The following is a 20,107-nucleotide window of genomic DNA, read 5'->3' as shown; positions in this document are numbered from 1 at the left end:
ATCTCTACTATTGTTCCCCCTTCAGGGGGTTAGGGGGTTATCTCAGCTTCAATGTTATGATCGTAATAATAGCCAGCAGGATCCCAATGATCCAGAAGCGGGTTACGATCTTGGCTTCATGGAACCCTTTTTTCTGGTAATGGTGATGCAGCGGCGCCATTAAAAATATCCGCCTGCCCTCGCCCGATCTTTTCTTGGTGTATTTGAACCAGCCAACCTGCATAATAACTGATATATTCTCAATCAGGAATACACCGCACAGCACCGGGAGTAATAGTTCCTTGCGTATCACAATAGCAAAAACAGCTATGATGCCACCGATGGCCAAACTACCCGTATCGCCCATAAACACTTGCGCCGGATAGGAGTTGTACCATAAAAAGCCCACGCAAGCCCCCACAAAAGCACCGGCAAATATTACCAGCTCGCCCGAGTTGGGTAAAAACATAATATTGAGGTAATCGGCCATGGCAATGTTACCCGATACATATGCCAGTATAGCCAGCGTAATGCCTATAATAGCCGAGGTACCTGTTGCCAAGCCATCGATACCATCGGTAATATTTGCTCCGTTTGATATAAAAGTGATGATCAATATGACAAAGAACAGGAACACCACCAACCCGTATTGCTCATAACCGGGTCCCAGGAATTTCAGTACTTTGGCATAGTCAAACTCGTTGTTCTTATAAAAAGGCATGGTGGTTTTTGTCGACCGCACATCCTGCGTATAAACTGGTACATCCCTTTTCATATGGAACTCAACTGGGGCATCAACCTTTACGGGTAGCTTCACTTCCTGCCTGATCACAATGTCGGTATTGAAATACATTGTCCAGCCGATGATGAGCGAAAGCCCTACCTGCCCGATGATCTTAAACCTGCCTGCCAGGCCCTCTTTATTTTTTCTGAAAACTTTAATATAATCATCCAGAAAACCGATAGCTCCCAGCCACACCGTGGTGATCAGCATCAGGACAATATATACGTTACCCAATTTGGCAAACAGTAACGTTGGGATCAGGATGCCTAATAAAATAATGATACCACCCATGGTAGGCGTACCTGATTTTTGCATTTGCCCTTCCAAACCCAGGTTCCGCACTGTTTCGCCCACTTGTTTAAAACGTAGATAATCAATCAGCCTACGACCATAAACCGTGGTGATCAGCAACGATGTTATTACAGCCATAGCCGTACGGAAAGTGATATACTGAAATACCCCTGCCCCCGGAATACTGTAGTTTTTACTTAGATATGTAAATAAATAATATAACATCCTTTTTTCAATATGCAGATGTGCAGATCTCGAATGTGCAAATGATGTATTTGCAGATTTTAGATATGCATACTTGCGGTTTTATTGCTTGATTACTTTTACTTGTTTATTTATATTAATTGGTTGATGAAATTATCTTCCTTATTTTTTCATTATTCAATCCATTCATTTTTCATTCTCATCTGCACATTTGCACATCTGAAATCTGCACATCTATGACATTAATTTAAACTGCTCTTCCAACTCTTCCATGTCATCGAAGTGATTTTTCACTCCTTTTATTTCCTGGTATTTTTCGTGTCCTTTGCCAGCAACCAGTATAATATCGCCAGGATTGGCCAGCATACATGCAGTTTTAATGGCTTCCCGCCGGTCAACTATGCTTACCGTGTGTCTTTTGAAAGCCGGGTCGACCCCCTCCTCCATATCTTTGATGATCTGTCCAGGATCTTCCGACCGCGGATTATCAGCAGTCATTATTACCTTATCACTCCATTCGCTGGCTACACGGGCCATGATAGGGCGTTTGGTTTTGTCCCTGTCGCCGCCACAGCCAATTACGGTGATCACTTTTTCGTTACCCTTGCGGATATCGTGAATAGTGCTTAACACATTTTGCACGGCATCAGGTGTGTGGGCATAATCAACAATACCTATCACCTTATTGGGTGCTACTATATATTCAAATCGGCCTTCGGCGCCGGTCAGTTTGCTTAAACTTGTTAATACTTTGGCCTTGTCCTGATCAAGCAGCATGGCTGTGGCATAAACAGCCAGCAGGTTGTAAGCGTTAAACGTGCCTACCATTTTAAACCAAACCTCTTCGTTATCAATATGCAGTAGTAAGCCATCAAATTGATTTTCCAGGATACGGGCCTTATAATCGGCCATTGATTTTAATCCGTAACTTTTTTTGTGGGCCTGGGTGTTTTGCAGCATCACGTTCCCATTTTTATCATCACTGTTGGTCAACGCGAAGGCCGCTTTCGGCAAGCCATCAAAAAATGCTTTTTTAGCTTTCAGATAACTGTCGAACGTTTTATGATAATCTAAATGATCATGCGTCAGATTGGTGAATATCCCACCCGAAAACACCAGATTGGCAATACGGTGCTGCGCTATAGCGTGCGAACTTACTTCCATAAAACAGTAATCACACCCCTGCTCTACCATCTCGGCCAGCAGGCTATTCAGCTCAATAGGATCTGGAGTGGTATGAGTTGATGGGATCACGGTATCATTGATCTGATTTTCGACGGTTGACAGTAATCCGCATTTATAACCCAGATCGCGAAACAACTGGTATAACAAAGTAGCTACCGTAGTTTTGCCGTTGGTACCGGTTACTCCCACCAGCTTAAGCTGTTCAGACGGACGGCCATAAAAATTGGCTGCAACAATACTTAAAGCTTTGCCAGAATCGGCTACCATCAAAAAGTCAACCTCTGCAACAGTACGTGCGGGCAGATCTTCACAAATAACAGCTATGGCGCCGCTTTTAATAGCCTGATCAATATAGTCATGGCCATCAACCAGCGTGCCTTTTACAGCAACAAACAATGAACCGGGCTCAACTTTGCGCGAATCAAAGGTTACAGACGTAATTTCCACATCAGCGCTTCCCTGCAATTCAGTAAAAGCCAATCCTTCCAATATATCACTTAAATACCTCATTGTAATTCAATTGTTATTCGTGATCCTTTGGGTATGAGGCTGCCGCCGGTAACCGATTGTGTGGTTACCACTCCGCTGCCGCGTACCGTTACTTTATAACCCGCGTTACCCAATACATACAGGGCATCGCTCAGACCCATACCTGTTACAGCCGGTACAGTGCCATTTTTATATTTTACTTCCTCAAAAGGGATCCCATTGCTGGTATCAACACCATTTGCATCGGCATTTGCCGAAGCATACAGTGGCTTTACACCCAATTTGGTATACACCTTTTTTAATGCTTTTAAATTACCCTGTTTTACTTTTGGCAAACTGGTATTACCCACCAAATGTGTTGCCGGGCTTTGGTTTATTTCCATATCATTGGCATAAACCCTATCGGCCACTTCCCTGAAAACCGGACCTGCCACCAGGGCTGCCAGGTAATTACCTTTTGTTGGGTTATTGATCACCACAATCATCGAATATTTAGGATGATCGGCCGGGAAATAACCGCAAAATGAAGCCTGGTATGTTTTATGAGCAGTATAACCTTTCCGGCCGTCAGCTATTTGCGCCGTACCGGTTTTACCAGCAACGCTGTAAAGCTTGTTTTTAATTACATTTTTACCCGTACCATTAAGTACTACACCCTCTAACATACCCTTCAATTTACCTATGGTAACATCTGAGCATACCTGCTCATTAATAACCCGTGCCTGGAATTGCTCAATAGGATTACCCAGGCGGCGTATTTCGCGTACAAAAATGGGCGCTATCAGCTTACCGTTATTAGGTACCGAGTTATAAAATGCCAGCATCTGCAATGGCGTTAAATTCATTTCGTAACCATAGGCCATTTCGGGCAGGGTGTAATTTTTGTTCCAGCTGCGGTTTGACGGATTTTTGATCACCGGCCTACCTTCGCCAGGTATTTGCAGCTGTAGCTTTTCATTTAAGTGATAGCTGTACAGCTTATTGATATACTCCCATGGATTACCACTATAGTACCTGGTAACCAGTTTAGCTGCCGCTACGTTTGATGATTCTTCAAACGCCCGTTTAACACTCATTTCATAATTATCATGCTCGGTATCGGTGATGGTTGGCCCCTTCGGGAATTTATACTTACCGCCTTCCGCATTAACAATAGTGCTGGTATCTATCTTATGCTGATCAAGCAAGGTCATGTATGATGCCAGCTTAAAGGTTGAACCCGGGTCAATAGCGTTACTGATAGCATAGTTCATCCGTTCTTCGTAATCACCATTTTTGGTACGGGTAAAGTTGGCTATAGCCCGCACCTCGCCTGTGGCTACTTCCATTAATACCACACAACCATGGTCGGCCTCGCTTTTGATCAACTGTTTCATTAAAGCATCCTGCGCCACATCCTGAAAATTCACATTGATGGTTGATATGATATCGGCGCCATCTTTAGCGGCTATCTCATCATCATCATCAACAGGCATCCATGTTCCACCGGGAATGCGCTGCATTAACCTGCGGCCATTCTCGCCATTGATATAAGACGAATAGGCCCCCTCCAGGCCTACAGCATTTTTAACATTCTCATTTTTATATCCAATAGTACGAGCAGCCAGCGAGTGAAACGGTCGTATACGCTTGTTCTGCTGCAGCACAATCAAACAGTTTCTGGTCTTCCTTTTTTTGAAGATCGGGAACTCTTTGATCTTTTTCAGCTCCTGATAACTCACCCTTCGCCTTAGCAGCTGGTAACGCGAACCTTCCTTGCGAGCATCACGAAATATCCTGGAATATTCGCGGGCCGGTCTGTCGTTATACATTTTTGACAGGTTCACAGCCAGCTGATCAATATTATCATTAAACACACTGTCCTCGGCAATACCGCCGGCCAGCATATCCATATGCAGCTCATACTCCGGAACAGAGGTAGCTAAAAGACTACCATCTACAGAAAAAATATTCCCACGGGCAGCCTCAACGGTTTGATATTGCGCCGAAAGACTGGCCGCCATATCTTTCCATTTTTTGCCCTGTACAAATTGCACGCGGCATAACTGCACTACTACAGCAAAAGCAAAAAGCAATATCAGCCCGAAAGCGATATATACCCGCAACAGAATGTTGGTTCTAATTCCCATCCTGATCCTCCTCCTTTACTGTTATTTTTTGCGGCGGCTCCACAGACTGCCTTACCCCCAGGGTATCGGCACGTTTAGCCACTTCTGTTAATGTACTTTTAAAGGCCATATCGGCTTTGGCCGTTTTATAATCCCAGCTACGTTCTTTTACCTCTTTGCTGATATCATCAATGTCACGTATGGTTTTTTCGGCAAGGTGCATATTGCCAATGTACATCATGCCTAAAAAGGCTATATACATCACAAACGGCAAGGCACCGGTGGCTTTTTCTTTTGAGATAAAGCCTTTGGTAAAAAATTGGGTAAAAAAATTATCAGGAATTTCCCGTGCAGGTTTTTCCTCCACGATAATATCCTGTTCCAATTCCTCTTCCTGAATTTCTGTACGTAAACGATTAGTCATTTTTTTACAGCTATCCTTAATTTAGCGCTCCTTGCCCTGTTATTATTCTTTATTTCCTCATCTGATGCTGTTATAGCCCCACGGCTTATCGCATCTAATGGTTTATTATTATTACCATAAAAATCCTTCTCCACCTCGCCGCTGAATTTGCCTTTGGCGATGAAGTTTTTCACCAGCCTGTCTTCCAGCGAATGGTATGACATTACCACCAATCTGCCGCCAACAGCTAATACTTCTGCCGATTGAACCAAAAACTCCTTCAATGCTTCCAGTTCCTGGTTAACCTCAATCCGCAACGCCTGGAACACCTGCGCCAGGTATTTATTTTCCTTACCCCGGGGGATCCGGTTACTGATCGCGTTTTTTAAATCGGCAATGGTTACTATCGGCGCATTTAAACGGGCTGTCGCGATGGTTTCGGCCAGCGATTTCGCGTTTTGTATTTCGCCGTAAATACCAAAAATGCGGTGCAGCTCGGCAACGGTGTAATTATTAACTACATCCTTAGCAGTGAGCTCACCCAATTGATTCATGCGCATATCCAGCTCAGCATCAAACCTGATCGAGAAACCCCGTTCAGCCTGATCAAACTGATAGGACGAAACACCCAGATCGGCCAGTATCCCATCAACCGGGATAGCGCCATGTAAACGGCAAAAGTTTTTGAGATAACGAAAGTTTTGATCAACAAACACAAAACGCTTATCATCAATTAAATTCTGCTGCGCATCGGCATCCTGATCAAAAGCCAGCAAAGTACCTTTGGGCCCCAGGTGCTTTAATATTTCACGCGAGTGACCACCACCACCAAAAGTAACATCCACATAAGTGCCGTCCTTTTTAATGGCAAGCCCCTCAATACATTCATTGAGCATAACCGGTACATGATACTCACTCATCACCCCTCCTTGCTTTATTACCCATAACCCGTTGCGCCAGCGCGCTAAAGTTTTGCGGCTCATGGGAGAACGCGGCTTTATGTGCCCCGGCATCCCAAACCTCAATTTTATTTAACTGACAGGCCAGTACTACATCATTTTTTATACCTGCATAATCCAGCAAAAACTTTGGCAACAACACCCTGCCGGCAGCATCAAGGGTAAGCTCGGTAGCGCCACGGGTGAAATATCTGATAAACTCTATGTTATCTTCCTCGTATTCGTTAAGTTTGCTCAGTTCATCAAGCCGTTTGTCCCACTCTGTTTTAGTATAAATAACCAGGTAGTTTTTGAATCCGCGATTGATCACCAGGCCTTCAGTTTCAGCTTCAGGAAGCTTTTTTTTGAGCCCAGCAGGTATCATCATCCTTGATTTAGGATCCAGCTTACATTCAAATTCACCGGTTAAATAGGACATTTTGAGACTATGGCATGATTCAATGAGTAAAAGTAAGGTACTTTTACCACTTTCTACCACTTTCTACCACCAAAAAGTTTTCAACATTTTTGGAGGATATTTCGCTATACCTATAAAAACAAAAAAATCCGGCGGACGCCGGATTCTAAAAATTAGTTATTTTTATTGCTGATCTCTACAACATCTGGGCATTCAAAATCATCATTGAATATTCATCTTACACCGCAAAAAAATATTTTAAATCAACCACGCTATATATAGAAGGTAATTGATAATATACTGTTTCATTGCTCTCACTTGGCATAGAAACAAAAAAAGTAGGTGTAAATTCTATTCCTGTGGTATCACACCAGTTTTTCATGGCCTCTACTTTAGCATTTTGTTGTTTCAATTCTCCATTCATCGGGTATTTAGCGGCAAACACCTCATAGTCTTTCTTTTCGGCCAGGTACCAGTCATCCAAAGCTCGTTTTACAATAGATTCTTCATTTTTTTCAGCGATAGCTAACAAATGTTTTACAGGCGGAGCCTTCATGTCCCCGTCGCTATTTGTGGCTGTAAATAAGATCTGTATCCGTACATCCGGATTATTCTCCAGCAGGTCTTCCATGGGCTGATGTGCTTTAGCACAAGGGCCGCAATAAGGGTTACAAACTTTAATCAGTTTATAAGCACCGTTAGGGTTACCCAAAGTTATCCCAAGATCACCAGGGACATTAGTCAGCATCTTTTGCTTTTGAAGTAATGCTTCAAATATTTCCTGGTTATGTTTTAGCTTTTGTAATTCGTTACTGGTTCGTTTACTCTCTTTAGCTTTTTGAAAAGCCGGTATTAACAAAGTGACAACTATAAATGGAATAACAAGCGCAGTTACTGTTGAGATGATCAATCCAGGTTCAATGGCACTAAGCGATAACAAAGTATGCCAACCACCTGTAAGTGTAGTTGCCAGTTGCAAAACCAATAGCCCTTGCACACATAAGCATAACACACACCATTGTTTGGCTATACGCCATTGATAATAAATAGAGAATACTACATAAGGTACAGCTATTACATTTAACCAGGATGCTACAAACAAAACAGCCGGATTGGTGACGCCCGAAAACAGCGACAACAATAATATGCCCATGAAATAACTAAAACCTATTGCGCTCCAGCTTATGCCTGCAATTTTTGCAGCTTTAGATTGTAATATAGCTCCACAGTTTACCTTTTTACCTGCACTGCAAATCTGCTGTAATACTGGATTATGCTGATCCAGTTCATACCAAAGTAATAACGCCCCCGTAATAGCTCCCGCCAGGGTTAACAAAGAAAAAGCAAAGGGAAGCAAGGCATTTGTTCCTGATTGCCCTAAGGCCATTAACCCGGCAATAATTGCTATAACAGGGATGCAAAACGCACTCAGATATTGGATGATATTTTTTCTGTTTTCTTCTTTTATCTTTTTGTTGTAATCCTTCTCACCTGCATCATCTTTAGCCTCGGCCAATAATGCCACTCCCGACCACCTCTTTAAAAAGTCTTCTTTAGCAAGTGAGGTCCATTGATTTTTTTCCTGTTCAAAGAAGTGGATGGTATTTTTGCTTACCTCTCTTACAACAGTAAAAAATTCGGCTCCTCCCTTCACCCCCTTTACCTGGGTAATAAAGGGACAGGGGAGCTCTTCTAATTTCTGAGGGTCAACCCTTATCCCCATATTTTCAACACCATGACTGTTTAAAACATCACTTATGCTCAACAGGCTCGGATAATCCGGATGTTCTTCTATTTCCCGGGTTAGCGTTGTTGTGGTGACTTTAACATGCAACAGGTCGAGCAAGCGTTTTGCAGCTTCCGGACCATTGGTTTTAGATTCAAAAATAGAAAGCATAATGAGCGTATGTTAATGGTTTTAGGCTTGATTAGTTAATAAACATTTATATATCCAACTGCTTAGAATAGGAAATTATAGAACCTTATTTCATTTATGTTAATTATTAAAAAGCGCCTCTATAACAGAGAAATATCAATTTTTTATACTTTCAACCCAATAACCATCTCCGTGCTTTACTTTAAAACAAGTATTTTCCAGCTTATATTTCATCAAACAATTGGTCTGAAAACATATATGGAAAGTTCATTAAAAAAAATATAATAAAAAAGATATCTTACTATTTATTCTTAAATAATATGATACAATAACTAAACCTAAAATATTGGTCAAATACCGGAGTTTGCTTATTTAATAATGCAGGGTTCAACCTGTCTGGGAAACAGGCGCGCTTATATTTAGCAACAAACGCAGAATGCTGCTGCTCATCCAAAGAGTATTCTTTTATAAAGGAATTACTAATCGTTCGCTATTGTAAAAATCAGATCAGGCAAATAAATGCATAGCCGATTAAGCTACGACCAGGGTCTTTGCGTGGGGTTTCTTTTTTCTGGTACGGTTTAGCCACATCATTACGCCGGTTACCGGGAATATGAGCGATAATGCACAAACAACGAAACTGATTATTTGAGTTGGCAAACCATACACTGCCCCGGTATGCACCGGTTTCACAAATGCTCTAACACGCTGTCCCAAACTTTTTGAAGCGAATGTAAGAGAGCCAGCCAGGCGGCCGCTGTATTGATCGACATAATAAATATCTGACACTGTTTCGACCAGTTCATTTGGCCAAACGGTAACGGAGTATGTGCCGGAAGAATCGCGTGGCAGACGAACACTGTAATAATCTGCAGTGGCTATTGTTTTACCCATACCAGTTAAAACTGCGTCGGCAGATAAGGCAATGGCACCGGCTTTATATACAGACAGGGGTTGTTTAGGCAGCTCCTTACCCACTACTTTTGAACCGGTTAACGCGAACAAGGTGACATTAGCCCATTTAAAGGTCATAACCAGGCCGGTTAGCACCACCACAATTAAAAACACAGAGGTATAAAATCCGGTGACTATATGCAGGTCATGTGTTAATCTTTTGGCACTGCCATCCCATTTAATTTTGAGGCGATGCTTCATGATCTTCTTTGTTTTGGGCCACCACAACACTACCCCGGTAATTAATATAAACAGGAAAAAAAGCGTAGATAAAGATACTATCCAATCACCAATGCTATTTTTAGCACCCAGCAAATACCGGTGAAACATCTCGACCTTATACATAAAGGTTTGGCGACGATTATATTGCCCGATCACCTGCCCGGTGTAGGGATTTACAAAAAGCGTGAGGTTAGATCGCTCATCTGCCTTTGGTTTCTTAGGATCATGGCTCTCTGCTTTTTTCTCCTTGTCGGTTTCCGGCACAGGTGCCCCATCGCTTTTTTTGTTCTTCTTTTCCGGAACTATTACTGCTATTTCTATAGCGCGCTCCGGGTTATTATAAACCATAACCGATGAAAGCTTCGCCTTAGGCACTTGTTTTAAAGCTCCTGGTATCAGATACGTCAAAGCCATCCTTGTTCCTGCTGGTTTTACATAATAACGCTGCGGATTAAGCGTATGCTGTATCTCCTTTTCAAAAACCAGCATAGTACCGGTAAAGCACGAGCAAAAAATGATAATACCAGCCGCCAGGCTCAGGTAAAGATGTATTGTGCGAAAAAAAACCTTCATAGCTGCTGTATCTGCAAAAACCGGTATGCAAAAGCATAGCCGGTTTTTGTGTTTTTATTGTGGTTTAAAAATTTTAAAACTTATAAGCCAATGTGGTTAAAAACTGTCGCGGTGGTATAGGATTTATGCTATAGTTTTCATGTACATTGTAATTAAGCACATTACCTATGTTTGATATTTTACCAATGATGGATAATTTTTTATACGTGTATCCAACTGAGGCATCAACCGTAGTAAATCCGGAAACATTGACCAGTCTTGATCTGGGTTGTGTTGAGGTTGGTGTTTGTCCAACTGTATTGGCATTACCGGCAGTTCGATCGCCCAGGTAATAAACAGAAGCACCCACTTTAAAGCCTTTCAGATCGCCATTATAAAAAGTATAGAATAAGCTGGTATTTGCGGTATGCTTAGGTACATTCACCAGTGGTTGACCGGCTATATTGCTGCCTACCGCTGTTGGTGTTTTGGTATACCTGGCATTGGTGTAGCTATAACCTGCTAATATATCAAGCCCCTTTATCGGATGGCCCGCAATATCCAGTTCAACCCCATCACTTTTGGTTTGCCCTGTTAATGTTTTGATATTGGTATTGGTATTAGGTGTAACGCCATCAGCCTGAAAAACTGCCGTTTGCGCCAGGTTATTATTCAGTATCCGGTAAGCCGTTACATTTACCGATAGGTTACCGTTCAGGAAATCGTTTTTAACACCGAATTCATATTGATCAAGCAGCGAAGGATCAAGCGGGTTGTTGTTAACATCTGTACCGGTATTTACAACAAACGAATTGGAATAGCTGGCAAATAAAGCAGTATTGGTTAATGGTTTATAAACTATGCCAACCCTTGGCGAAAATGCTTTATCCTCTTTACCGGCTGCGGGTTGTGCTAAAGCTGGGCTTGTGTTATAATAAGTGCTAACCGTTGTAGGCGATATATATTGATATGACCAACGTAAACCTGCCAATACCTTTACTTTTTCTGACAAGCTGATCAAATCATTAAAATAAGCGCCAAAACGGTTTGTAAGGGTTAAAACATTATAAAAAGGGTTCATGGTTGGCTTATCTGTACGCTGGGTGTATTTGGAAGGATCAAGAATGTTGATCTTATCATAAACCGCGTTTTGAAGTACATTATTCTGATCGAGATAACTTGATACCTTATTTACACTGGCCACATAGGTATAGTTGGTATTTCTGTACCAGTCGGCGTCAACCCCTACTAAAATATTATGTTTGATAGCGCCTGTATTGAACTGGCCGGTTATATTAAACTGGGCGGTATAATAATCTTCCAGTGTTTTAGCACGATTTAAGGTACGCGCCCAGTCGCCGGTAAGCGTATCAGGCAGTACACGTTCTGTGGTTTGATACTGACGATCAAAATGTTGGTAAGAGAATCCACCGCTCAGCTGCCATAAACTATTGATCTGATGATTAATAGTAGCCGTGGCTGTTGTTTGCTTGGTGTTGCCGGTTGACCACAATGCGCCCAGATAACGGTTACGTGGTACTTTGGCAATTACATTATTAATTTGCCCGGTTCCGAAATCAGGTGTAAAATCATAATTCAGGTAATCGCCTTCAACAATGATGTTGGTTTTATCGCTGATCTTATACAGAAACGAAGGGTTGATGTATTCCCGTTCTGATTTTACGTTATCGCGAAAGCTTTTAGCGTTTTCATAGGTTCCGTTTACACGATATGCCAATTTAGATGATATTGGGCCATAAACATCAAACGCTGGCTTATACAGGTCATAGCTGCCATAGGTCATGGATACCTGGCCTCCCTGTTCAAACTTTGGTTTTTTGGTAACCAGATTTAAGATACCACCCGGCGCAACGTTACCATAAAGTAAAGCAGCGCTTCCTTTTAGAACCTCTACCCGTTCAAGAGAGCTGATCTCGGGCATTACACCTGAATTGATACGAAAGCCGTTTTTAAACATATTGGTGCTTGAAAAATTGTATCCACGCGCTCCAAAGGTTTCCTGGGTATTGCCACGGGCGCTGTATAAATAAACACCATTGATGTTTTTTGTAACGTCGCTTAACCGTAATGATTGTTGCTGATCGAGCACATCGCGCCCTATAACAGTAACACTTTGCGGCAGGTCCATAGGTGATACATTCATTTTACCCACGCTCAGCTTTTTACTGTTGATGGTTTTTGTTGAAGATACCACAACCTCATCAAGCTGTGCCGAACTTTCACTCAGTATAAAATTAACAGTAGTAGTTTGCCTGGCAACCACCTCTACTGTTTTCTCTTCACTTTTAGCGCCTACATATGAGGTTATTAATAAATAAGTACCCGGTTTTATATTGTTAAAAACAAATGAGCCATCTCCAACTGTCATAACGCTTTTGTTTAAACCTTTAATAGCCACATTAACAAATGCTGCCGGTAACCCATCGCTTGTTTTTACAAATCCGGATATCTTCCCGTTAATGCCCTCATCGTCAGCTTTTGCTGTTAAAACAGTTACCAATAAAACTAATAGAAGAATAGAAACTTTTTGCAGGGTATTGTGTAAGTGTTTTGCCATTTAATTTAGATTAAGTCTAATTAAGCGCAAAAATAACAACGCAATCCTAATTTGCAAACATTATTTAGAATTAGTTTAAATTAATAAGAAGATGATCGTCGCATCATTAACTATTTTGTTACAAAAGCATTATTACAAAGCATCATTGTATAAGTATGTTATATTAGCTACATAAACCTTTTATAATGAAAAAACTGTTTTTGCCGGTTATTGCCATCTTGCTTTCAGGTACATTAGTAAAGGCCCAGCCGGGTAAAACTCAAATAACTAAGTGGCAATATGGCCGTAATGGTGCGGTATCCATTACCTGGGATGATGGCTCCATTAACCAGTTTAAAGTCGCATTACCTATACTCAACAGGCTGCAGTTACCCGCCACGTTTTTTATCATCACCGGGCAAATACCTGGTTCGCAATATCATGGTAAATTCATTGGCCGCCCGGTAAAAGATATTATCAAGGAAACGGCTACCATACCAACCAATAAGGATAATTTTTTTGAGCGGGCCTCGGCAGCAGGCTATCTGGGGCTGGTGGGTCCGCTTGATTATCATTATAAAGCCGGATCATTGGTAGATGCCGGTAAAACCGAAGCCGCCTATAAAGCTATTGATGAATGCTATGCCAAAGTGCGTAACGGCGAATTTAAACCTGGCGTACAGCACAACGACGAATACAAAGATGCGCATGGCACTACCTGGGCACAAATTAAAGCTTATGCGGCGCAAGGCCACGAATTTGCCAGCCATATGGTAACCCACCCCCGCCTGGCCGCCCTTGATGAAACCAATTTAATGTACGAAGCCGAAAAAAGCCGGCTGGATGTTTTAAATCATTTAGGCCTCGCGTACACCTTTAGTGCCGAAGGGCCGTTTGGCACCGAGAATGAACGCGCCGTAGCTTACCTGGCCAAGGTTTATCCTGCCCTTCGCAACCGTATGCCCGAACCCTGGCTCAAAGAAATAAGCCGTGGTAATAAGGATACTCCCGGCAATACCAATAAGGAATATGTACAATACCAGCGCGGTGCAACAACCAAAACACCATTGCCCATGATGAAGGCCTGGGTAGATACCACCATGAACAGGAAAGATACCTGGCTGGTACTCACCCATCACGGCGTTGACGGTATAGGCTGGGAAGCCCTGCCCCATCAGGAGCTTGACGAATATTTTACCTATATTAAAAATCACCAGGATAAACTTTGGGTAGCCACTTTTGGCGATGCAACCAAGTACATGCGCGAAAGGCAAAGTGCCAAAGTACAAAGCAGTTTAAAAGGCAATAAGGTAACCGTCAGTATCAGCCACCCGCTCAGCAAAGTTTTTTATAATATCCCGCTTACACTTAAAACTTATGTACCCGCTGGTTGGAAAACTGTAAACGCTGTACAAGGCACTAAAAAACAATCGCTTAAAGTAGCTACAGATAGCAATGGTTCTTATGTATTGTACCAGGCCTATCCAAATACCTCACCGGTAACCTTGGCAGGAGTTTGATCAGTCAAACACTATCTTTTCCGGTCCTGATACCTTTTTTATGTGGCAATTGCAGCCTCCGGCTATGGTGATAATTGCACTCAGCGTTTGATGAGTAGCGGCATTAGTAGCCATTATTTTTATATCATCTCCTTCAGTCGAAAAATCCTTGATATTATCGTCTGTGGCTAACAATTTAAAGCCTGCCACAAAATCGATATTAGGAGGATACTTTACCGGCGACAATGGCTTATTGGTACGCAGGTTAATAGCCGAAAAATTGGTGATAGCCGGGTAGGTATTTTGTTTATCAGTAATAACAATTCCCAGGTAAGCGTATTCCAGGGTACAGGTTTGTACACCGCAGCCATTTTTTTGTTTGTTTCCTTTGCAGGCTGTAAAGCCTGCAATAACTAATAGCAGGAAAGATACTTTCTTTATCATAATCAGGGTTTTATACTCATTACGACAGAAAAGTTATAAATGCTACAAACGCTACTGCTTGCTGTTCAGATATTTCTCTGAAAACTCACCCGTTATTTTTTTGGTTCGCAAATTATGAACAGCCCAATCTTCCACATCGGTTTGATTAATGCTGATCTTATCACCAAGCTTAATACTTTTAAGTGTAAAAGGCGAATCAATAAATATCGCCTTAAAAACGCCATTGCTATAACCAACTACTTCAGACCACATATGCTCATGGTTATTGCCTTCTACAAAGTCGGATTTTACTACAAACCGGTATCCCTCTTTGTCGCTTCCGTGCTTTTGCAGGCTATCTATAAACTGGGGCAAATATTTTTGAGCAGTACGTTTTAAAGCCAGAAACCGGGCATCATCTTTTGGTAACGGTACGGATTTATACAACACATTATTTTCAACCTTGGTTTGCTGACCATAGGCACCGGTTATAACAAACAGCGACAAAATAAACAGTAGATTTTTCATGCAATTCACTGATAAAGTTCGGATCTCCAGGTTTTAACCCCAAATCTATAGTTTAGTACAAATCCTGCATTATACCACAACTGTTATTTTTTATGCGGGTTATACAAATTCATTTGATCGTCCATGTATCCCTATCCCATTATGGTTTCTGTTTGCTTATGCTCGATGGTGAGGTTTACTGATCTTTCGCCGCCGGGGCGGGTGCGGTGACGCATATTTTTGGGCACGGTTAACAATTGCCCGGGTTGCAGTTCGATAGTGCCGGTCTCCAGGTCGATCAACAGCGTGCCTTCCAGTATCAGGAAGGTTTCGTCGGAGTTGGGGTGCAGATGCCAGAAATAAGGTTCGGTCATGATCCCGATCCGCACGATATGATCATTCACACTGCTCAGGATAGTATTGAAATAATCCTCCGGGTGCTCTGCCGAGATCACTTTGGTATCGATAACTGTTGGTTGTAAAGGTTTCATAATAGCTTGGTTGTTGTATCATACTTCAGGGGTTGTGGACATATTTTTCTCCTGGCTGTGTTGGCCATAGCTCATCAGGAGTACAGGAAAAACAATCCAGGGAGCAAAATAGTTTAAGAAAGCGGCTTATCGTTTTCATCCATACATAGTTTTGAGTGCTATGGTGATACAACGATCACAGGAGAAAGATACTCCGAGGAGTAAAAGCTTTGTAGAAAAAGAAAAAGGCAACTATAAAGCATGCCGTAGATATGCAACTATATAAGCGTTCGAAAGATTGTTGTTTCGCTAAAGCCAGGAACTGTTTCCATTATCCGTCCCATAAATGGGACGGCAATGAATAGAGGACATATTAATTTATCTTTCATTGCCGTTGGTTTTAATCAACGGATTTTAAATGATCAGCCATTGGCTTTAGCCTAAAAAACAATCAATTCGTTATTTTTAGTATTTCGAACACTTATTAGTATACAACCTGAGTGCAGTACCTACGGCACTGAATTGGATTGCCTTTTTTCTACAAAGCTTTAACCCCTTTGGGGTTTGCAAAATTCCTTAACTTAATGACATTGACCTATGGGGTTTACAAACATCCTCAACTTAAGGACGTAATCCCTTCCTATGGAAGGAATCGCACTATTCCTTGCTTTTATTTCCTCACTATACCAGGTGCCGAATGATAGAACATTTCGATGTTCAACATTCAGCATCCGGTGTTCAACATTCAAACCCTATTCTATTACCCTTACCTTTAAAAAACTGCTGCCGGTATAAACCCTGTTGGTCGCTTTTTTAAAGTCGGTATCTTTTGCTTTCATAATATCCTGAAATTGTTGGGTGTTCCTGTCGGTAAGCGGGAACCAGGTGCTTTGTACCTGCACCATTAAACGGTGACCTTTTTTAAACGTATGCAGTATATCCTGTAGTTCAAAGTTCACGGGGCTAACCTGTCCGGGTACAAATGGCTCAGGTTTATCAAAGCCATTGCGGAACTTGCCTCGCATAGCCTCGCTCCGTACCATTTGCTGATAGCCAGATAAGTAAACCTCTTTACCTGTCCACTTATTGTTTTTGGCCGAATCGGGATATACATCAATAACCTTAACCACCCAATCGGCATCGGTACCTGTAGTTGACACCTTTAAATTGGCCCATATATTACCGGCAATGGTGATGTCTTTATCCAGCACATCGGTTTGATAAGTCAGTACATCCGGTCTCCGCGCGGCAAAACGCTGATCGCCGGTCATATATTCCCGTTTCATATCCATGGTAATATCATTGGTAAAAGGCACCGGTTTGTTAGGGTCGGATACAAACTCGTCAAAACCGCCTTCCGGTACTGAATCGAAGGACAGTTTACCTCCCGGCAGCAGATATAAGTTCTTTTCGGCAGCCTCTTTTGCCGGCCAGGTGTTGTAGTTTTTCCATTGATTGGTGCCGGTTTCAAATACAGATACCGGCGCGAGGTTCAGGTCGGTCCCTTTGAGGTAATGACTAAAAAAGGCGAACTCTATCTTTTCTCGATAAAAAGGACCGGTCGGCGCGCCAAAGTCAACATCGCCTAAATGGTCGCCATCACCCCGGGACCAGCCGCCATGCACCCAGGGGCCCATAGCAAAGTAAACCGGTGTTTTAGGATTTTCCTTTACCAGCGTTTTATAGGTATTGATGGCGCCGTACAGATCCTCGGCATCGTACCAGCCACCGGTAACCAGTACAGCGGTTTTAATATTGTGCAGGTGGGTCAATACGTTGCGGTCTTTCCAGTGCTGGTCATAGTTGGGATGATCCAGCATCTCGTTCCACAGGCGGATGGTATCTTTATAAAATTTATCGTTGGTGTTTTTTACCGAACCCATTTTCAGGAAAAAATCATAGCCGTCCTCAGTTCCCACATTAAGCCCGGGAGCCCTGCGCTGGGTGGGTTTATCATCCTGGCGGTTGGTAAAAAATGAATAGAAACCAAAATTGGCCACCAGCATAAAGGCGCCGTTATGAAAAGCGTCATCGCGGTACAGATCGGCAATAGGGGCCTGCGGCGATGCAGCTACCAGGGCCGGGTGACGGCTCAGCAATGCAGTAGTGGTGTAAAAACCGGGATATGATATTCCCCACACGCCTACTTTACCATTATTGTTGGGTATTTTTTTAAGCAGCCAGTTAATGGTATCATATGTATCGGTGCCTTCATCAACATCATTCTTGGTCTTGTGCACTTCTTTTTCAGGGGTCATTTCCTCATAAATACCTTCGCTCATCCAACGACCACGAACATCCTGGTAAACAAAAATAAATCCATCATGCGCAAATACCGACGATGGGCCCAGGCTGCCTTTATACAAGTCAGTTCCATAGGGCGCAACGCTGTATGGCGTGCGATCCATCATGATGGGATATTTTTTGGATTGGTCTTTGGGTACGTATACCGAAGTAAACAGCTTTTTACCATCGCGCATAGGTATCTGGTATTCGTATTTTTGATAATTGGCCTTAATGTATTCAGCATCAGGCGGTGAGGTTTGCGCGTAAACGCTGATAGCTGTTACGACCAGCCACAAACAGATAAATAAAGTTTTTTTCATTTAGTTAGTTAATCAAGCCCTAAATGTACCTGAATAAAATAAAAGAGGCAACTGGTGTGTTAAGTCGTAAGTTTTGAGTAGGGAGTTTTGAGTTTAAAAGAATTACAGCGAACCCTATAAACCAAAAAACCCTTAGCATAGCTAAGGACCTGGGGGAATAATACTGAGAGGTTTAACAGATTCCTCTATCGCGATTTTACGCGATATGGCAAGCGTAAAATCCATTGAGGTTTTGAGGTTTAAATGGGGCTTTATTTGCCTTTTTCTACAGGTGATAGCCAGGGTTACGCAAATGATAAGAATCGAACGCGCGGTATCGACTACCCCGACATCGCTGCGCTTGTCACCCCTCTCTCCGCTGCGCGCATAGAGAGGGTTGCTTTCTTTTTTTCTTTACCCTCTTTACGGCAAAGCCACAGAGAGGGTGGTCCAGCGAAGGGTAGACTGGGTGAGTAGACTATGCACTATGTTATTATTCTTCAATGCCCGATTTATAACTTTTCATAGCTATTAACTTTCCTACGGGTTTATGAAGAGTTTTTGCGGATTAAAGAAATGATTTAAAGGGCCATTTCCTTTGCCCGTTCGCGCATCCTTTCCAGCAAGTATGGCCTGGTGTACGTACTCCTGCGCCAGTACTACTGCATCGGCTAATGATTTCTTCTGGGCTATGTAACAGGCCATAGCCGATGACAGGGCACATCCGGTGCCCCGGGTATTTTGGGTGTCTATTTTTTCAAAGCTGTATTCTTGCACTTTACCGTCGTTTGTAAAATATAAGGAGGTTAATTGCGTAGCATCCAGGTGACCGCCTTTTAATAATACTGAGCGTGCTCCCATCCCCATGAGTTTTTTACCGGCAATCCGCATATCATCAAGGGTATGTACAGGCATCCCGGTTAAAACAGTGGTTTCATCCAGGTTGGGGGTAATAACCGCGGCCAGCGGAAACATTTTTTTAACGATTGCCTCCACTGTACTATCCTCCAGAAGTTGATGACCGCTGGTTGATACCATCACCGGATCAAATACCACCGGAACCTCCGGGTACTGCAGCAGGGTATTTACAATGGCTTCAAGCACATCAGTTGTATGTATCATACCTATTTTAATGGCATCCGGAAAAATATCATCCAATATAGCCTGTAGTTGCGCTCCTACCACTTCGACCGGGATCGCGTGAATGGACCTCACCCCACAAGTATTTTGCACCGGGAGCGCGGTGAGCACCGAAGTGGCGTAGCATCCCAGCGCCGAGATGGTTTTAATATCGCCTTGTATACCGGCCCCACCGCTGCCATCGAAGCCCGCAATCGTCAAAACGGATGGATAGCTAAAGGTTTTTTTATTCATGGTTTACAATTTCATAAAAACATGGCTTCGGGGCGCAGGACTGAGCGCTACAGACAGGTATGTCCCGACTTTTCCCTACGCCGGTATCAGCCGGGTCAGGTTCAAAGGGTTTATCTCAATTCTGTACAGAATACCCCTAAAGCCATGGCAAATGTAGCTTTTTCTTGTTCATTTATGTGGATATATCATTACCAGGTATATTATAGAAAATATATCAAAATAAAAATATTAACTTGTAGAATAAAAATTTTAAATCCTTGTAGGCAATCCCTGATTATTACTTGTCTAT

Annotated in this window: 15 protein-coding genes, 1 pseudogene and 1 riboswitch; of the genes and pseudogenes, 1 reads left to right on the top strand and 15 read right to left on the bottom strand. The window is 42.5% G+C overall.

Translation table 11 applies throughout. The features are described from left to right. Positions 1 to 37 precede the first annotated feature (37 nt). The 9 genes from mraY to ACNURT_RS06925 all read right to left on the bottom strand — a co-directional run bounded on the left by mraY (position 38) and on the right by ACNURT_RS06925 (position 12,981). Positions 38 to 1,279 carry a phospho-N-acetylmuramoyl-pentapeptide-transferase gene (mraY, locus tag ACNURT_RS06965; protein ID WP_370993852.1) on the bottom strand — a complete coding sequence of 414 codons (1,242 nt, stop codon included), beginning with the start codon at positions 1,277 to 1,279 and terminating at the stop codon, positions 38 to 40. Between the two features lie 213 nt (positions 1,280 to 1,492). Continuing rightward, a complete protein-coding gene (locus ACNURT_RS06960) occupies positions 1,493 to 2,953 on the bottom strand; it encodes a UDP-N-acetylmuramoyl-L-alanyl-D-glutamate--2,6-diaminopimelate ligase (RefSeq protein WP_419701124.1) in 1,461 nt (486 codons plus the stop codon). After that, positions 2,950 to 5,061 carry a penicillin-binding protein gene (locus tag ACNURT_RS06955; RefSeq protein ID WP_419701123.1) on the bottom strand — a complete coding sequence of 704 codons (2,112 nt, stop codon included), beginning with the start codon at positions 5,059 to 5,061 and terminating at the stop codon, positions 2,950 to 2,952. Before ACNURT_RS06955 ends, ACNURT_RS06960 begins: the two co-directional genes overlap by 4 nt. Further along, entirely contained in the window at positions 5,051 to 5,464 is a 414-nt protein-coding gene (locus ACNURT_RS06950) for an FtsL-like putative cell division protein (protein WP_370993855.1), read from the bottom strand. The genes ACNURT_RS06955 and ACNURT_RS06950 overlap by 11 nt, the downstream gene beginning before the upstream one ends. Continuing rightward, on the bottom strand, positions 5,461 to 6,363 hold the full coding sequence (gene rsmH, locus ACNURT_RS06945) for a 16S rRNA (cytosine(1402)-N(4))-methyltransferase RsmH (protein ID WP_419701122.1): 903 nt from the start codon (positions 6,361 to 6,363) through the stop codon (positions 5,461 to 5,463). The genes ACNURT_RS06950 and rsmH overlap by 4 nt, the downstream gene beginning before the upstream one ends. Then, on the bottom strand, positions 6,356 to 6,820 hold the full coding sequence (locus ACNURT_RS06940; RefSeq protein WP_419701121.1) for a division/cell wall cluster transcriptional repressor MraZ: 465 nt from the start codon (positions 6,818 to 6,820) through the stop codon (positions 6,356 to 6,358). Before ACNURT_RS06940 ends, rsmH begins: the two co-directional genes overlap by 8 nt. Before the next feature lie 217 nt (positions 6,821 to 7,037). Next, entirely contained in the window at positions 7,038 to 8,696 is a 1,659-nt protein-coding gene (locus ACNURT_RS06935) for a vitamin K epoxide reductase family protein (protein WP_419701120.1), read from the bottom strand. A gap of 510 nt (positions 8,697 to 9,206) precedes the next feature. After that, the gene (locus ACNURT_RS06930; protein ID WP_419701119.1) at positions 9,207 to 10,424 is read right to left on the bottom strand and encodes a PepSY-associated TM helix domain-containing protein; all 1,218 of its coding nucleotides are present in this window, start codon (positions 10,422 to 10,424) and stop codon (positions 9,207 to 9,209) included. A gap of 73 nt (positions 10,425 to 10,497) precedes the next feature. Beyond that, complete coding sequence (locus ACNURT_RS06925) at positions 10,498 to 12,981, bottom strand: TonB-dependent siderophore receptor (protein WP_419701118.1); 2,484 nt, start codon at positions 12,979 to 12,981, stop codon at positions 10,498 to 10,500. Between the two features lie 185 nt (positions 12,982 to 13,166). Between ACNURT_RS06925 and ACNURT_RS06920 the strand changes: the two are divergent. Then, positions 13,167 to 13,883, top strand: a pseudogene (locus ACNURT_RS06920) (polysaccharide deacetylase family protein); the annotation flags it as partial. Here ACNURT_RS06920 and ACNURT_RS06915 read toward each other — a convergent pair. The 6 genes from ACNURT_RS06915 to thiD all read right to left on the bottom strand — a co-directional run bounded on the left by ACNURT_RS06915 (position 13,818) and on the right by thiD (position 19,818). Next, complete coding sequence (locus ACNURT_RS06915; protein ID WP_419702115.1) at positions 13,818 to 14,096, bottom strand: DUF2182 domain-containing protein; 279 nt, start codon at positions 14,094 to 14,096, stop codon at positions 13,818 to 13,820. The pseudogene ACNURT_RS06920 and the gene ACNURT_RS06915 overlap by 66 nt on opposite strands. 384 nt (positions 14,097 to 14,480) lie before the next feature. Beyond that, positions 14,481 to 14,903 (bottom strand): hypothetical protein, encoded by a 423-nt coding sequence (locus ACNURT_RS06910; RefSeq protein ID WP_370993863.1) that lies wholly within the window; start codon positions 14,901 to 14,903, stop codon positions 14,481 to 14,483. Positions 14,904 to 14,954: 51 nt separating this feature from the next. After that, entirely contained in the window at positions 14,955 to 15,410 is a 456-nt protein-coding gene (locus tag ACNURT_RS06905; protein ID WP_370993864.1) for a DUF2314 domain-containing protein, read from the bottom strand. A 131-nt stretch (positions 15,411 to 15,541) separates the two neighbouring features. Beyond that, on the bottom strand, positions 15,542 to 15,880 hold the full coding sequence (locus ACNURT_RS06900; protein WP_419701117.1) for a cupin domain-containing protein: 339 nt from the start codon (positions 15,878 to 15,880) through the stop codon (positions 15,542 to 15,544). Positions 15,881 to 16,611: 731 nt separating this feature from the next. Beyond that, entirely contained in the window at positions 16,612 to 18,465 is a 1,854-nt protein-coding gene (locus ACNURT_RS06895; RefSeq protein WP_419701116.1) for a CocE/NonD family hydrolase, read from the bottom strand. A gap of 519 nt (positions 18,466 to 18,984) precedes the next feature. Further along, positions 18,985 to 19,818 (bottom strand): bifunctional hydroxymethylpyrimidine kinase/phosphomethylpyrimidine kinase, encoded by an 834-nt coding sequence (thiD, locus tag ACNURT_RS06890; protein ID WP_419701115.1) that lies wholly within the window; start codon positions 19,816 to 19,818, stop codon positions 18,985 to 18,987. A 55-nt stretch (positions 19,819 to 19,873) separates the two neighbouring features. After that, positions 19,874 to 19,966: riboswitch (TPP riboswitch) on the bottom strand. Between the last annotated feature and the right edge of the window lie 141 nt (positions 19,967 to 20,107).

The organism is Mucilaginibacter sp. NFX135 (assembly GCF_048565145.1).
Taxonomy (GTDB): domain Bacteria; phylum Bacteroidota; class Bacteroidia; order Sphingobacteriales; family Sphingobacteriaceae; genus Mucilaginibacter.
This window is presented reverse-complemented; position numbering and strand designations above follow the sequence as displayed.